This is a genomic window from Blautia sp. TM10-2, from assembly GCF_003480845.1.
GTDB classification, from domain to species: Bacteria; Bacillota; Clostridia; order Lachnospirales; family Lachnospiraceae; genus Fusicatenibacter; species Fusicatenibacter saccharivorans.
Genome location: NZ_QUJZ01000008.1, coordinates 38726 through 53293, shown reverse-complemented (window position 1 = coordinate 53293; position 14568 = coordinate 38726). Strand labels below are relative to the sequence as shown.

Annotated in this window: 13 protein-coding genes and 1 pseudogene; 4 read left to right on the top strand and 10 right to left on the bottom strand. The window is 50.8% G+C overall.

Annotated features, from left to right (window positions below; all coding sequences use genetic code 11):
- Window positions 1-44: 44 nt before the first annotated feature.
- The 8 genes from DXD92_RS09440 to DXD92_RS09405 all read right to left on the bottom strand — a co-directional run bounded on the left by DXD92_RS09440 (window position 45) and on the right by DXD92_RS09405 (window position 8049).
- Window positions 45-827, bottom strand: coding sequence for a metallophosphoesterase (locus DXD92_RS09440; protein ID WP_118640459.1), 783 nt, complete (start codon window positions 825-827; stop codon window positions 45-47).
- Window positions 828-845: 18 nt separating this feature from the next.
- Window positions 846-1502 (bottom strand): metallophosphoesterase, encoded by a 657-nt coding sequence (locus DXD92_RS09435; RefSeq protein ID WP_118640458.1) that lies wholly within the window; start codon window positions 1500-1502, stop codon window positions 846-848.
- A 195-nt stretch (window positions 1503-1697) separates the two neighbouring features.
- Window positions 1698-2417, bottom strand: coding sequence for a metallophosphoesterase (locus DXD92_RS09425; RefSeq protein ID WP_118640489.1), 720 nt, complete (start codon window positions 2415-2417; stop codon window positions 1698-1700).
- Window positions 2418-2479: 62 nt separating this feature from the next.
- Window positions 2480-2599 carry a DUF6783 domain-containing protein gene (locus tag DXD92_RS19675; RefSeq protein ID WP_416388126.1) on the bottom strand — a complete coding sequence of 40 codons (120 nt, stop codon included), beginning with the start codon at window positions 2597-2599 and terminating at the stop codon, window positions 2480-2482.
- A 474-nt stretch (window positions 2600-3073) separates the two neighbouring features.
- Window positions 3074-4561: an FGGY-family carbohydrate kinase gene (locus DXD92_RS09420; protein WP_117509783.1), complete on the bottom strand. Its 1488-nt coding sequence runs from the start codon at window positions 4559-4561 to the stop codon at window positions 3074-3076.
- A gap of 319 nt (window positions 4562-4880) precedes the next feature.
- The gene (locus tag DXD92_RS09415; RefSeq protein WP_117509782.1) at window positions 4881-5813 is read right to left on the bottom strand and encodes a transketolase family protein; all 933 of its coding nucleotides are present in this window, start codon (window positions 5811-5813) and stop codon (window positions 4881-4883) included.
- Window positions 5810-6643 (bottom strand): transketolase, encoded by an 834-nt coding sequence (locus tag DXD92_RS09410; protein ID WP_117509781.1) that lies wholly within the window; start codon window positions 6641-6643, stop codon window positions 5810-5812. The genes DXD92_RS09415 and DXD92_RS09410 overlap by 4 nt, the downstream gene beginning before the upstream one ends.
- A gap of 5 nt (window positions 6644-6648) precedes the next feature.
- Window positions 6649-8049: an L-fucose/L-arabinose isomerase family protein gene (locus DXD92_RS09405; RefSeq protein ID WP_118640456.1), complete on the bottom strand. Its 1401-nt coding sequence runs from the start codon at window positions 8047-8049 to the stop codon at window positions 6649-6651.
- Between the two features lie 351 nt (window positions 8050-8400).
- On the opposite strand from DXD92_RS09405, the gene DXD92_RS09400 reads away from it, so the two are divergent.
- The 4 genes and pseudogenes from DXD92_RS09400 to DXD92_RS09395 all read left to right on the top strand — a co-directional run bounded on the left by DXD92_RS09400 (window position 8401) and on the right by DXD92_RS09395 (window position 11346).
- Window positions 8401-9414 carry a LacI family DNA-binding transcriptional regulator gene (locus DXD92_RS09400; protein ID WP_022462682.1) on the top strand — a complete coding sequence of 338 codons (1014 nt, stop codon included), beginning with the start codon at window positions 8401-8403 and terminating at the stop codon, window positions 9412-9414.
- A gap of 10 nt (window positions 9415-9424) precedes the next feature.
- A pseudogene (locus tag DXD92_RS19670) lies at window positions 9425-9514 on the top strand (DUF6783 domain-containing protein); the annotation flags it as partial.
- A gap of 22 nt (window positions 9515-9536) precedes the next feature.
- Window positions 9537-9662, top strand: a complete 126-nt coding sequence (locus tag DXD92_RS19665; RefSeq protein ID WP_416822207.1) for a DUF6783 domain-containing protein — start codon at window positions 9537-9539, stop codon at window positions 9660-9662.
- Window positions 9646-11346 carry an ABC-ATPase domain-containing protein gene (locus tag DXD92_RS09395; protein WP_118640455.1) on the top strand — a complete coding sequence of 567 codons (1701 nt, stop codon included), beginning with the start codon at window positions 9646-9648 and terminating at the stop codon, window positions 11344-11346. Before DXD92_RS19665 ends, DXD92_RS09395 begins: the two co-directional genes overlap by 17 nt.
- A 109-nt stretch (window positions 11347-11455) precedes the next feature.
- On the opposite strand, the gene DXD92_RS09390 is transcribed toward DXD92_RS09395, so the two are convergent.
- Both DXD92_RS09390 and DXD92_RS09385 read right to left on the bottom strand, forming a co-directional pair.
- Window positions 11456-12865 carry a Sapep family Mn(2+)-dependent dipeptidase gene (locus DXD92_RS09390; RefSeq protein WP_118640454.1) on the bottom strand — a complete coding sequence of 470 codons (1410 nt, stop codon included), beginning with the start codon at window positions 12863-12865 and terminating at the stop codon, window positions 11456-11458.
- Between the two features lie 107 nt (window positions 12866-12972).
- The gene (locus tag DXD92_RS09385; RefSeq protein WP_117804875.1) at window positions 12973-14535 is read right to left on the bottom strand and encodes an ABC transporter substrate-binding protein; all 1563 of its coding nucleotides are present in this window, start codon (window positions 14533-14535) and stop codon (window positions 12973-12975) included.
- Between the last annotated feature and the right edge of the window lie 33 nt (window positions 14536-14568).

Here is a 14568-nt window from a genome sequence, read left to right as displayed (position 1 = left end):
TTTCTGCCCTGCCGTGATCTTACTGTACTGCATTACAACGTGTCTCACCATATTTCTCTGTATTTTTCAGTTTCACTGTCATATTCCAGCACCGGAATTTTTCCGCTCCGCCAGGTGGTTCCATCGAGATAATAGTGGCTCTGACCGTCGTGCCAGATACCGTCATATGTCCTGTTTCCGCTGATTTTTGCCGTGGAAATGTGGCCTGCAATCACATCCTTATGGAATGCTCCGCGGCTTACCGTTCTTTTCCCCACCATCAGCTCCCTGCTGGTCACGCACAGCCAGTCTTTACCGCCCCATTCGGCAATTCCGGCGTGCACCAGAATCTGGCGCTCTGTTTCATAAAAATAAGGAAGATGGCACATCCAGGTAATCAGTTCCCACGCATCTTCGAGCATCAGCCGTACTGCTTCTGCATTTCTGGAATCCTCTGAGAGGTGTGCTTCTTTTTCCAGAAACTCTTGAAAATGTTCTTCTTTCAGAAAGCTGTGCAGCGTTTCATAGTCTCCATCTGCATCCGATGCCAGCCATTCCCGGCTGCGATATTGTTCCACACTGCCGATATGCCGGTTGACATCCGCATATTCTTCCAGCCAGTCCAGCAGTGCTTTTTCATGGTTTCCCATCAGGGCAATGACTTTTTCCGAACTATATTTTTCCTGCAATGCCCTGACTTTTTCCAGCACCGCCCGGCCATCTGGCCCATAATCTATGTAATCGCCCAACAGAATCAGCTGGTTTTTCCCCGAAAGGTCTGTTTTTTTCAGAGCTGCCTCGAATGCCTCCAGAAATCCGTGAATATCTGACATCATATATCGCTTCATTGCTTTTCCTCTGTTTGTTTATACATAGAAAGTTTCCTTCGTTTCCAGGCAAAGGCATCCCAGTCTTCCATTCTCAAAACCGCAGCCGCAGTCACACAGATAAACGTTTTCTTTTTTATTCTTCCAGATGGATCCATTTCCCATGTTCTGATGGCCGCAGACGGAAATATATCCATGCACTCCCTCATGAAGAAAAACCTTGTACCACAAATCCCCCATCAGATAATAGTTGTCCAGTTTCCATTTTCCCGGTTCTGCCGTACAGGCATGGGCAAGCAGATACGGCTGACCGTCCACCTCGATTTCCACCTGTACCGGCCAGGAAAGGATGCGCTCTGCGAGCTGCTTTAAATCAACTTCCGTCAGGCGTTCCTGTAAAAGATGGAAGGAATTGTACGGATACGACTGCAGGAGGACGCGGTCTCTCTCATCCATCCCGTAATAGCGGAAAATGTAATTGGCAAGCCAATGATCGTGGTTGCCGCGGATCACAGTACATTTTTTCCCCAGCTTCAATACCTGAAAATACACGCCCGCCGGGTCTGGATGATCCATGCAGCGGTCAAACAAATCACCAAGCAGATACAGGTGATCCTCCTCTTTGAGATCAATTTTTTCCAGCAATTTCATGAACCGCCAGCTGTCGTTATGTATATCGGTAATAATATAGTGCATCCAAAATCTCCTTTTCTTTCGCAGCTTTCATGTCTGCTCCTGCAATCTTCAAAGCTTTCGTTATCCGCTCATTTTTTCCAAAACGGCTTTCCTGCTTGTGTTTTGGCATGTCCTGTTTCAAAAATCTTCCCGCTTGTTCTGCTGGTTCCGGATCCCGGTCTTCTGATGCTGGCATCATGGAACGTCTAAAATCTTTCACCCATTGTTGTCCGAACTGTAAAACTCTTCCCCCGTTTCCAGACAGATTGCTGCCAGCCGCCCTCCCGGGAAGCATGCGCCGCAGTCGATCGCAATGTGGTGATATTTTTTATAAATATACCCGGGATTGTCATTGTCAGGAATCGTCTGCGTCGGTGTATGTCCTGTTACCAGATTTGTATCCGCAAAGTATTCCTTCTGATAATCTGGTCTGGCCCATACAAGATCGTGCAGGGAATATTCCTCGATCCTCTTTTCCGGTGTAAATCCCCCCAGCCCTCCATGCACCAGCAGATACTGTTTTTCTCCCACTGTAAGCTCCTCATACAGACTGAAATCCTCCAGAAAATTCAGTACTTCCTCCCGCATCTCGGGATCCAGCGCCCGAAATTCCCGGATCGTAGCATCACCGCCGTTATACTTCCAGCGAACCAGGTTGTCCAACAGTTCAGCATCCACTTCCTCGATGGCAAGATCTGTGATTTCCTGACAGAGAAACCGCAGACATTCCAGCGCCATCACCTCATGGTTCCCCACGATACAGAACGCATTCGGCATTTCCATCAGTTTCAATACCACCTTAATCGGATGCTCACCCCGGTCTAAAACATCACCCAGAACATAGAGCGTATCTGTATCTTTCAACTCAATTTCTTCCAGCAGCTCCATAAATTTCTCATACTCACCGTGAATATCAGAAATAACGTAAGTAGCCATAAACAGAATCCTCCCTTTTTCATCCATACGAATCTGCATACGTTCTCCATTACCAGCTTATCTTACCATACTTCCTGTTTTTTACCGGACAAACTCTTGTCCCTCCTTTTTTGCATAATGTACACTCTAGAGCGTGTCTGAAAAAGGCTTTTCGCAAGCTGCGAGTCCCAGTTTGTGGAAATGATTTTTCAGACACGCTCTAATACATCTTCTATTGAAATTTCCTTCATGCGAAATCCCTTTTTCTTGATACTATACCACATCTATTTTTTTCTTCATTGAACTACAAGTTTAATCCTCTTTTTCTTGCTGTTTTCTCGCATTCTATCAGCATTACGCGCTGTTTATACAGCGCCTTTTATTTCTGTACAATTTATTCTCTATATGCAAAAAAGGAACGTTCTATCCAAATCGTTCCTTTTTGTTTGTAGATTATTTTATTTTTCAAATTTCTCAATCACGCACGTATGCGTCTTCGTTTTCTTATCGCAAACGCGTATTTGCCGAGTGCACAGTAATGCCCGCGTCCCCCCTTCGTCATCCCACCGTCAGGCGCAAAAAATCTCCCGCCGCACAGAGCCTCTTGCCCTCCGAAACAGTGCCTGTCCGGGGACTTGTGCTCTGTGGGGCGGGAGGCCTTTTACACCGTCCGTCCCCTATTTACTTAATACCCCGTCGACCGCCGCTTTCCATCCGGCATATTTTTTCTCCCGGATTTCATCGTCCATCTTCGGTTCATACACACTTCGTTTCATATTTCCCGCGAGCTTCTCCAGATCATACACACCTGCCGAAATACCCGCCATATAAGCCGCTCCAATCCCGGAAAGCTCCTCCGCGTCCGGAATATTTACGCGTTTATTCGTAATATCACTCTGGAACTGCATCAGATATCCGTTTCGTGTCGGGCCGCCGTCTACACGGAGTTCCTCGATCCGCATGCCGGTATCCTGCTCCATCGCACGGACAAGGTCGGTGATCTGGTAGGCAATGCAATCGAGTGCCGCTTTTACCACCTCAGCTTTTCCTGTGGTGCGGGTAATTCCGCTGATCGATGCCGTTGCTTTCTCATCCCAGTACGGCGCGCCAAGCCCGGTAAATGCCGGAACCAGATACGTGCGGTCTGCCGGATTTGCCTCCCCTGCCAGTCCTTCCGTCTCTTTTGCCGAAGAAATCAGCTTCAGGTCATCCTTCAGCCAGGTAATCACAGCTCCGGTGTAGTTCAGGTTGCCTTCCAGCACATAGTCCACCTTGCCGCCTCTTCCCCACGCAAGCGAAGTCACAACGCCGTGGCTGCTCTGAATCGGCTTGTCTCCAATGTTCATCATCAGCGAAGAACCCGTTCCGTACGTCGCCTTGATCATGCCCGGTTTTAAACAGCCCTGTCCGAACAGAGCCGCATGAGAGTCGCCTAATACACCACAGATCGGAACCGGCTCGGAAAACAATCCTTCCATCGTCGTGGTTCCATACACCGCATCGGAATCACACACCCTGGCCAGCGCACAAGCCGGAATCCCGAACATCTCGCAGATCTTCTCATCCCACGCCAGTGTTTTCAGATTAAACAACTGCGTTCTCGACGCATTTGAAAAATCCGTCTTAAATGCATGATCCCCCGTCAGCTTGTAAACCAGCCAGCTGTCGATGGTGCCAAGGCAGAGCTCCCCGTCTGCAGCACGTTTCTGTCTTTCTTCTCCGCCGTTTCGAAGCAGCCACGCCATCTTTGCAGCAGGAAAATAAGCCGAAAGCTGCAGACCCGTCGCCTCGCGGATCTCCTCTGCGTGCCCCTGCTCCGCAATCTCCTGCGCAATCCCGCTTGCGCGTCCGCATTGCCATACAATGGCCTCTTCCAGCGGTTTCCCGGTCGCCTTGTCCCAGATCGCCGTCGTCTCACGCTGATTGCTGATGCCGATTCCGGCGATTGTTTCCGGTGCAACACCGGACTCTGCCACCAGCATTTTTACCGTCTGTACGGTATTCCGGTAAATCTCATTCAGATCATGGGACACCCATCCCTTTTCATTGACAATCTGCCGGTGCGGCAGGTCGGTACGGCGGAGTAAATGTCCCACCCCGTCAAAGAGCAGCGCTTTCGTTCCCTGCGTGCTCTGGTCAATTCCGATGATATACCTTTTCTCCATTTTTTCAGCTCCATTCCTAAAATTTTATAAATATCCAGATTCCCATCTCGAATAACGCTGAATACACCCTGTTTTTCAACACACCATGCGTCATTTTCTATTGTCGCAGCATTCACCCTGCCCCTATAGGCAAGATCTTTGGCGATTACCACACATTCCAACATCTTCCGCAGAACGATTTATTCCTGATTATATAGAAAAAGTTCCTGCGTTCCCGGATTTTCTTCCGCCCGGGCACGCAGGAACATGGCATACGCAGACCTGCGGCAGTTTACAGTTCCCTGCGGGCTATCACATTCACCGCTGATTCCATTTCTGGTTAAGCCAGTAATTCTTTCGCTTTTTTTGCAATGCCCTCGGCATTCAGTCCATAATAGTCAAATACTTCTTTGGAAGTTCCCGTGATCACCGGCGCATCCGGCAGAGACATAGGAACGACTTTGCGCGGGCACTCCGCACCGACCACCTGGCTCACCATCGATCCAAGACCGCCGAATGGAGCGTGCTCTTCGATCGAAATGACAACTTTTGCCTTCTTTGCAGCCTCTACCAGACCCTCTTTGTCCAACGGCTTCACACAGTACATATCGAGCAGTCCTACGCTGATTCCCTCTTCTTTCAGCATAGCAGCTGCATCGAGCGCCGGGCGGACCATCTCACCGCAGGCTACCAGTAAAACATCGGTGCCTTCCGAGAGAGCCGTTGCCTTATCCATCTCAAACGGGGTATTTTCTTCGCTGTAAATATCCGCAACGGCATTTCTTCCCACTCGGATATAAGCCGGTTTTTCATCGGTAAGGAGCGCCTCAACCAGTTTTGCTGTCTGGAAACGGTCGCTTGGCAGATACACACGCATATTCGGAATGGCTGCCATTGCTGCGATATCCTGTGCAGAATGATGGCTCATGCCAAGCGCACCGTAGCTCACACCGCCGCTGATACCGATCAGCTTTACATTGGTGTTGGAGTATGCACAGTCAATTTTCGCCTGCTCATAGCTTCTGGTGGAGAGGAAGCACGCCGGAGATGCCGCAAATGCTTTCTTGCCGCATTTTGCAAGACCGGCAGAAACGCTGACCAGATCCTGCTCCGCAATACCCATCTCCACAAACTGCTCCGGATACGCATTTGCAAACGGTGTCAGGGAAGCACTTCCCCTGGAATCGCTGCAGAGCACCACGATATCTTTATCCGTTTCGGCATGTTTCATTAAAACCTCGCAAATGGCCTGTCTGTTTGGAATCTTATTCATGACAGTGCCTCCTTTCTCTCATCCAGATCCTTCATAATCTGTTCTACTTCCTCCGGTGTCGGCACTTTATGATGCCACTCCGCCTTATTTTCCATCACGGAAGAACCACAGCCCTTCGTTGTGTTTGCAATAATAACCGTCGGTTTTCCCTTGCAGTGTTTCGCCAGCTCAAACGCATGAACGAGCGCGTCCATATCGTTGCCCGGTACGGAAAGAACATTCCATCCGAACGCTGCCCATCTCTCCTCCTGGCTGTCCTGTTTCATGACATCCTCGGTATTTCCGGAGATCTGCAGACGGTTGCGGTCTACGATCGCACAGAGGTTGTCCAGCTTGTAGTTTCCTGCGGACATTGCGCCCTCCCAGACAGAGCCTTCTGCCAGCTCGCCGTCACCCATAACGGTGTAGACACGGTAATCTTTTTTATCCATTTTTCCTGCCAGCGCCATTCCCACGCAGACCGGAAGTCCGTGGCCGAGAGAACCGGAATTCATCTCGATGCCCGGCAGTTTATTATTCGGATGGCCGATGTACGGGCTGCCGAATTTGGAGAATTTTTCAATGACCTCTTCCATCGGGAAGAACCCCTTTGCCGCAAGTACTGCATAATATGCCTCAACGGAATGACCTTTACTCATCACAAAACGGTCGCGGTCCGGGTCGTCCATGTTCTTAGGGCTGATGTTCATCTCTTTAAAATACAGCGCTACAAGCACATCAATGACACTCATGTCACCGCCGATGTGGCCGCCCTTGCCGGAAACTACCATTTCCACTACTTTCTTCCGCAGATCATACGCCAGACAACTCAATTCCTTGTATTCACTCATGATTTTCATTCTCCTCTTAAATATGCTTTGACATCTTCCTCGATCGGATCATATAAATCCGGGGCAATGCCGATGTATTTGCATGCTTCATACAGAACCGGCACAACGTTCTCGTGGATACCGACACAGTGGTGGATGTACGGTCCTTCCACGATTTTTGCCTCCAGGCGTTTCAGGTTCTGTACCTCAACCCATACGTAGGTTCCCTTCGTGTAAGGTCCCTCGACACCTTTTGCATTTCCAAGCAGCAGAGAGTATTCTCCGTTGTCTCCGTCGAAACGTGCCAGTGTCATCTCGCCTAATTTTGCCTGTGCCTCTACAGCGCCCGGATGGCTGAATGCCAGAGGATAACCGATCGTCGGTTTTTCCTGTGCAACAGAAATCGGCCACGGTCCGCAGTGCTGCAGCAACTCGCCGTTCTCGTTGTCCGGGTGGCGCACCGTCCAGTCGGCAAAGAAGCTTCTCTTATCGTTTCTGCCGGCAGCCTCCACCATCAGAGCGGTGATGGCGCCATGGATATCGGTCTCACAGACAACCGGAATTCCCTCTTCGTTCAGCAGGGAGTTTGCCGCACACGGCATGATGCCGATCTCACCCTGCAGTGCGTTCCAGCACTGGATCGCGATAGCATTGCAGGAATATTTTGCAGCCAGATTCTTCATCGCAACCTTCAGAGCCGCTACATTTTCCAGCTCTTCCGGTTTGATCTTTACACACATATTGGTGTTGCAGTAAGCAACGACTTTTTCCACCTCGCTACCCTCTGCTTTTACTTTTTTCATCTCCGCAGTCAGTTCCGGAAGCGGAATCGGGGAAAGCTGAATGTTGAATTTTTCCAGCAGCTCGCCCTCATTGCACATGGTGGACCAGAAGTCGAACGGACGCGGTCCGATCTGAAGGATTCTGGTGTGACGGAAGGTATCTACCACATTACATACGGCGAGGAAATCCTTGATGCCGCGCTCAAATTCCGGATCGGTCAGGCGGCAGTTCGTCATGTAGGTGAACGGAACGCCAAAACGGCGCAGCACTTTTCCGGTTGCGAACAGACCGCACTGGCTGTCACGGAGACGCACACCGTTCTCATCCGGTCTCTCATCGCGCGGTCCCCAGAGGAGTACCGGAAGCCCCATTTCCTTTGCCAGTCTTGCACAGACATATTCCGTTCCGAAGTTTCCGTGCGGGAAGAAAATTCCCTTTACGTTCTCACGGCGAAATTTCTCCTGGATTTTCTCACGGTCCGCCTCATCGTAAAACAGACCCTCCTCGTTGATATCTGTGATGTCGACAAATTCAACACCGAGCTCTTTTAAATGCTCTCTCGTCAGGTTGGCGTATTTTACGGCATCCGGGGCACTGAAAATGCTTCTTCTCGTAGGTGCAAATCCGATCTTAATTGATTTCATATTCATTTCCTCCACTTAATTTTCTTTAAATTCCGCTAAATTATGTCTTGAATTCCCCTGCTCTTTATGGCTCTTATATTACTAAATTCTTTTGAACTTGTCAACATCTATTCAGCTTTATTAAATCTTTTTTAGTAATTTATACAAAAAAGAATGGATGTTTTTATGCATTTCTTCATATTTCATTTTTTTACAGTTCAGAAGTTGACTTCTTTTTTAATTCATATTAAAATCAATGCATAAGTTTAATATTTTTCAAATAAATACTGAAATAAATTTCAACACCCCGCATGCACAAAACAAACGAAAGCACCGTGCGGGCTGATTTTATCGAACAGGAGCTGAACTCTTATGAATATTTCTGCGAAAGAACTGGCAAAGCTGATCAACGTATCGCCTGCCACGGTTTCTATGGTTTTCAATAACAAACCCGGCATCAGTGATGCCACAAGAGAGCTGGTTTTAAAAACTGCAGCCGAGTATGGCTATGCGCCGAAAAAAAATGAAGCCTCCGGCGCTTCCTCCCGCATTATTCAGCTGGTCAATTATAAGAAGCACGGAAAGGTTGCTGCCGACACGCCGTTTTTCTCCCAGCTGACCGAAGGAATCTCCACCGAATGCACCCGCCAGGGCTGTGCGCTTCATATCTCCTATTTTTATGAGACCATGGATATTGACAGCCAGCTCGATGCACTCCGCGCTGTGGACTGTGAGGGCATTCTTCTTCTTGCAACCGAAATGGCTCCGTCCGATTTCCGCAAGTTCCGCGATTTTTCTGTTCCGATCGTTGTCGTGGACTGCTATTACGATGAGCTCGATTACGACTGCGTTCTGATCAACAACATCCAGGGGGCGTTCAACGCCACGAATTATCTGATTCAGTGCGGACACAAAAACGTGGGCTACTTTCACTCGAGCCTCGACATCAGCAACTTCTCCGAACGCGCCGACGGCTACTACAAAGCGCTCCGTGCAAACGGTATCAGCACCTCACATCCATATGTCCACCCGGTTTCCCCGACCTCGGACGAAGGCTACCGCGACATGCTGCGCCTTCTCGAGTCGAAAGCGCCGATCGCGGATGCTTACTTTGCCGATAATGACATCATCGCGGCGGCCGCCATGCGTGCACTGCGTGAAAACGGCTACCGCATCCCGGAGGATGTCTCCATCATCGGCTTTGATGACGTTCCGATGTGCGATATGATGGTTCCGCCGCTTTCCACCATGAAGGTCAGAAAACGCGAGCTTGGCGCCACTGCCGTCCAGCGCCTGCTTGACCGCGTGGCCGATCCGAAACGCGAATGTCTGAAAATGTGCATGGCAACCAAACTGGTGAAGCGCCAGAGTGTTTCCAGACGTTAAAGCTTTTTGGATGAGGCTGTCGTCCAGCGCGTGTCTGAAAAATCATTTCCGCAAGCTGCAAGCCCCACTTTGTGGGAGATTTTGCCCTCATTCGGTTGCCGTAGCGGGTTTAATCCGCCCTCATTCGGACAAAATCTCCCACCACCTGGAACTCGCAGCTTGCGAAAAGCCATTTTCAGACATGCTCTGTACGGCAGCCTCACCTTTTTTATTTTGAAAGGAGTTTTTTTCATGCAATCTGCAAATGACCTGAAACAGCTTTTATTCAGTATCAATCACAAAAGCTATCCCGCCTATAAATCTACCCGCGGTGCCTATCAGTTTCCGCGCTACACACTCTCCATCGACCACGTGCAGGGCGATCCGTTCGCCGCTCCATCGCGCGTCAGCGTTCATATCAGCGGCAAAACCGCTGCGTTTCCGGCTTTTCTCTACGACACATATGAAAAGCGCGTCGCCCTCCAGGATTACCTGCTGCGCCAGTTTGCGCGCGCCATCGCACCGTATTCGTTCCGCGCAAAGGGTTCCGGCAAAAGTGGTCTGCTGGGGATAAGCCGCTGCGGACAGGAAATTCTTGAGCGTACTGCCTATGTTCTGAATCCTTCCGACGGCAGTCTTATCGTCAACATGGAAATCGGCTTTCCGGCTAACGGCCGCACCATCGCCTCGCAGGAGCTGATCCGCATTCTTTTCGACTTTCTTCCCGGCTGCGTAGAAAAATCACTGTTCTACCGTGCTCTGGATCCAAAAGCATGTGCCAATGTCGCCTATCTCTGTGAGGATCAGCAGGCGATCCGTTCCGCATTAAAAGAAAAAGGGCTTACTGCCTTCATCGCCGACGGCTCCATTCTCCCGCGCGAGACCGGTGTTTCCGATCTGCCGATGAAGCACGCCGTTCCGTTTACCTCACCGGAATCCCCGCGCGTTACCCTCGATCTTCCAAACCGCGGACCTGTTTCCGGCATGGGAATTCCACTCGGTGTCACACTGATCGTAGGCGGAGGCTTCCACGGAAAATCTACCCTTCTGCAGGCTCTTGAGCGCGGCGTATACAACCACATCGCCGGGGACGGCCGTGAATATGTCATCACCGATGCAAGCGCCGGAAAGCTCCGCTCCGAGGACTCCAGAAGCATCAGCAACGTCGATATCTCCCTCTTCATCCACAATCTTCCCGGAAAGAGTGATACGACTTCATTCTCGACCGCCGATGCCAGCGGAAGCACCTCGCAGGCTGCCAACGTGATCGAGGGCATCGAATCCGGCACGAGCCTCTTTCTGATCGACGAGGACACGTCCGCCACCAACTTTATGGTGCGCGATGAGCTGATGCAGCGCGTCGTTGCCGACAGCGAGGAACCGATCACACCGTTTATCAGCCGCGTGCGGGATCTGTATGAGAAGCTCGGCATCTCGTCGATTCTCGTTGCCGGAAGCTCCGGTTCTTACTTCCACGTGGCAGACACTGTCATTCAGATGAAAGAATACGTTCCTTATGACATTACGGATCGCGCAAAAACCACAGCCGCGGAATTTCCGCCGTTTACTGCCTCCGTACGCCCTTTTTCCGTTCCAGCCTTCCATCGCTGCCCGCAGCCGGGCAAAGGCCTGACGGGAAGTGACCGCACGAAAGTCAAAGTGATGGGACGGGAATCCATCCTCATCAACAAATCTCTGACGGATCTGCGCGCCGTGGAACAGCTCACGGACAGTGAACAGCTGAACGGGCTGGCTGCGCTTCTTTTAGAAGCAGCGGAGCACAAGATGGACGGTAAGAAAACACTGGTGCAGGTAGTGGATCTGCTGGAAAAACAGATGGATGAAAAAGGCCTCTCTTCGCTTCTCGCCCCGGGAAGGCCAGGCGACCTGGCACGGCCAAGACGGCAGGAAATCTTTGCATTCCTGAACCGGTGCAGGGAACTGCGGTTCTGAGAAAATTTGTAACAATTCAGAGCCATAAAAAATCTTCAGGCAAACCTTGTTCTTTTCAGAATCTATCGGTTTGGCTGAAGATCTTTTTTATCTTTTATTTTTCAATTATTTATTCCCCGCAGATCCGCAGAATCGCCTCCGCGAAGATCACAACGCATTCTTTCAGGCATTCGATTTCCACGAACTCGTCTGCTCCGTGCATACAGTTGTCGACTTCAAGGTCTGCGCATCCAAATGCAACACCGTTTTTCAGATGATGCACATACGTTCCGCCGCCGATCGCAAATGGTTTGCCTGGTTTTCCAGTGACATCCGTGTAGCACTGCAGCAGGGTCTGGACAAACGGGCTGTCGGCCGGGACGTGGTGTGGTGGGAACATTCCGCTGCCTTCCATGGAGAAGCCGCCTTTTTTCATGTTCTGCCCGGCGGTATCGTACAGGTTTTCTTTTGTCGCGCAGATCGGGGCGCGGCAGTCGTAGGAACCGGTCAAGGTTTTACCGTCGTAGTTCATAAGGTCGAGGCTTAAGGTGAGCTCGCCGGACTCTTCATCTGACATGGCGACACCGAGGCCTGCGCCTTTGCCGTCGCCGTGCGGGTAAACTTTTGCAAGGAAACTGATGTCGTTTTTCAGTTCACTCTCTTCCATTCCAACGGATGCGAGAAGCTGCAGCAGTGCGGTCAGTGCGTTGTTACCCATTTCCGGGGTGGATGCGTGGGCGAAGGCACCGCAGGCGGTGATTTTTATATTGCCGTTTTCGGTGTCTTCCAGAACGAAGGAAACGCCGGTCTTCTGCTCAGTCTCGTCAGCGCAGGTTTTCAGGTCTTCTTTTGCCATGCCGGCAAGCTCTGCATATGCTTTGCCTGGTACAACGTTCAGTTTGGTGCCGGCCTGTAAGGATACGAGGCGCACGCCTGTCGTTCCGGCATCGGATGTTTTTTCGAAGTGGCCGCGCATGCCGCCTTTTTCAATGTTGATGACCGGGAATTCGGCATCCGGTGAGAAGGTGCATGGTGCTTCCACTTCTTTCTTATAATAATATTCGAGGTCAGAGCTTCCACACTCCTCGTCGGAACCGAGGACAAGACGGACATTTTTCTTTAATGGGTAACCGAGTTCTTTGACAGCGCGCATTGCGTAGATAGCTGCGATCGCCGGTCCTTTGTCGTCTGCGGTTCCGCGGCCGAACATTTTTCCTTCTTTGATGAGCGGGGTGAATGGATCGGTCTCCTGCCAGCCTTCGCCTGCCGGTACGACATCGAGATGGGCGAGAATATCAAGGCCCTTTTCTTCCTGATTAAAGTCAGCTGCAATCGCGTAGTTGTCGTAGTTGGTTACGGCAAAGCCGTATTTTTCCAGAATTTCGATTCCCTGCGCCAGTGCTTCTGCCGCCGGTGCGCCGAATGGTTTGCCTGGCTCTACCGCCTGTTTTTCGCTTGGAATCCGGATCAGGCTTTTCAGGTCTTCGATCATTTCGGATTCGTGGTTTTCAATATATGTTCTTAATTCTTCTTTCCGCATCGTAACTTCTCCTTTTCTCTTCTCTGGCACCGTCGCAGTGCCGTTCTTTTCCTATCATAGCGCAAAAAGAGCAGAAAATCCACATTTTCTGCTCTTTTTCCAAATAATCATTTGTTTTTGTCCAAATTGACTGTAATTTCATAATAATCACACGGATGCGCCGTAAGCCCCGTCACGCCCTCGCCGGATACCATCGACATTTTGAGGTGTGATGCGAAGAAAAACATGTGGTCATCCAGCAGCGTCTGCGTCATCTCGATGGCCAGTTCGGTTCGTTTTTCGGTATCAAACTCGCCGCTTAACTGCTGCTCCAGCATCTCGAGTGTCTCACTGTAATAACCGCCGCGGTTCTTGGAGGAATCCTGCAGGCAGTGCGTTGTAAAGAAATACTCGGGATCGCCCGTCGGTGCGCTGACAAATGCGCTGACATAAACATCCCAGTTTCCTTTTTTCAGCAGTTCCAGATGATTTGCCGTGCACTGGATCTGTACTTCGATTCCGATTTTCTTCAGCGATGCCTGTGCACTCTCCGCGAGAAGCGGCAGTTCCTGGCGGCTCGGATACGTGAGCCAGCAGATGGTCAGGTGTTTTCCGTCTTTTTCCACGTAGCCGTCGCCGTCCTCATCGGTCCAGCCTGCTTCAGCCAGCAGTTCTCTGGAATACTCAAGATCATAGGACTCCTCCTGCACTTTGCTGTCGCCGAATGCAAAGTAAGAGGGGAACGGGCCTTCCGCCACGCTTCCGTTTCCTTCCATCAGCGTATTCACAAAGCCCTCCCGGTCGATCGCTCCGATGACTGCCTCGCGCACGCGGTCGTCCTGCAGCACCTCGGATGATCCGTTGAACTGTCCGAAGAAGGTACGCGACGTATCCGCCGAAGAAATCGTGTATGGTTCATCGCGGAACAGGATCAGATTGGAATATGGCAGGCCGTACGCCGCGTCGAGCTCGCCTGACTGTAACGCCATCGTCATCGTATCGCCGTCGCGGATCGTTTTGACTTCGATCCGGTCGAGCTTTGGCGTTCCGTTCCAGTAATTGTCATTTTTCATGAGCGTCAGTCCCTGATCCGTCTCCACCTGTACTGCGCGGTACGGGCCGGTTCCGGCGACATTGCCGTCATCCGTCACACCTGCCTGCATATCAATGATGCATCCATATGGGTCAGACAGATAATTCAGAAGCGCCGGGACAGGCTGTTCGGTGTGAATCGTTACGATCAGGCCGTCTGCCTCGATGCTCTCAATTTTCAGATCCCCGCGTGCACGGTCATGTACTGCGATCAGATCCTCGAGACATTCTTTGACCGCCTCTGCGTCGAGAGTGCGCCCACTTGTAAAGGAGATGCCTTCATGCAGTGTAATCCGCCATGTTGTATCGTCCACAATCTCATAGCTTTCTGCCAGCCATGGCTCGATCTCCATAGAATCGGAATAATGAAACAGCGTCTCACCGATCCCATAGCGGATACACGCCCAGCCGGAATAGCCGTTGTGCGGGTTGACATCGGACTCGTCGTTTTCGGCGTTGAATGTCGTGTCGCCGTATACGAAAACTTTTTCATCTGTACCATCTGCCGCTGTGCTCTGACAACCGGAAAACAGTACCACCGCCAGAATGCCGCACAAAACATATGCAATTTTTTTCCTTCTGCCGTTCTTTCTCTGCATTCTGTACTTCTCCTGTTTTCGCAAATGGCACCA

Coding starts and splice junctions, on each gene's coding strand:
- DXD92_RS09420 (WP_117509783.1), bottom strand. CDS start 4,561: ATGGAGAAAAGGTATATCATCGGAATTGACCAGAGCACGCAGGGAACG.
- DXD92_RS09440 (WP_118640459.1), bottom strand. CDS start 827: ATGAAGCGATATATGATGTCAGATATTCACGGATTTCTGGAGGCATTC.
- DXD92_RS09395 (WP_118640455.1), top strand. CDS start 9,646: ATGCAATCTGCAAATGACCTGAAACAGCTTTTATTCAGTATCAATCAC.
- DXD92_RS09410 (WP_117509781.1), bottom strand. CDS start 6,643: ATGAGTGAATACAAGGAATTGAGTTGTCTGGCGTATGATCTGCGGAAG.
- DXD92_RS09415 (WP_117509782.1), bottom strand. CDS start 5,813: ATGAATAAGATTCCAAACAGACAGGCCATTTGCGAGGTTTTAATGAAA.
- DXD92_RS09425 (WP_118640489.1), bottom strand. CDS start 2,417: ATGGCTACTTACGTTATTTCTGATATTCACGGTGAGTATGAGAAATTT.
- DXD92_RS09390 (WP_118640454.1), bottom strand. CDS start 12,865: ATGCGGAAAGAAGAATTAAGAACATATATTGAAAACCACGAATCCGAA.
- DXD92_RS09435 (WP_118640458.1), bottom strand. CDS start 1,502: ATGCACTATATTATTACCGATATACATAACGACAGCTGGCGGTTCATG.
- DXD92_RS09400 (WP_022462682.1), top strand. CDS start 8,401: ATGAATATTTCTGCGAAAGAACTGGCAAAGCTGATCAACGTATCGCCT.
- DXD92_RS09405 (WP_118640456.1), bottom strand. CDS start 8,049: ATGAAATCAATTAAGATCGGATTTGCACCTACGAGAAGAAGCATTTTC.
- DXD92_RS09385 (WP_117804875.1), bottom strand. CDS start 14,535: ATGCAGAGAAAGAACGGCAGAAGGAAAAAAATTGCATATGTTTTGTGC.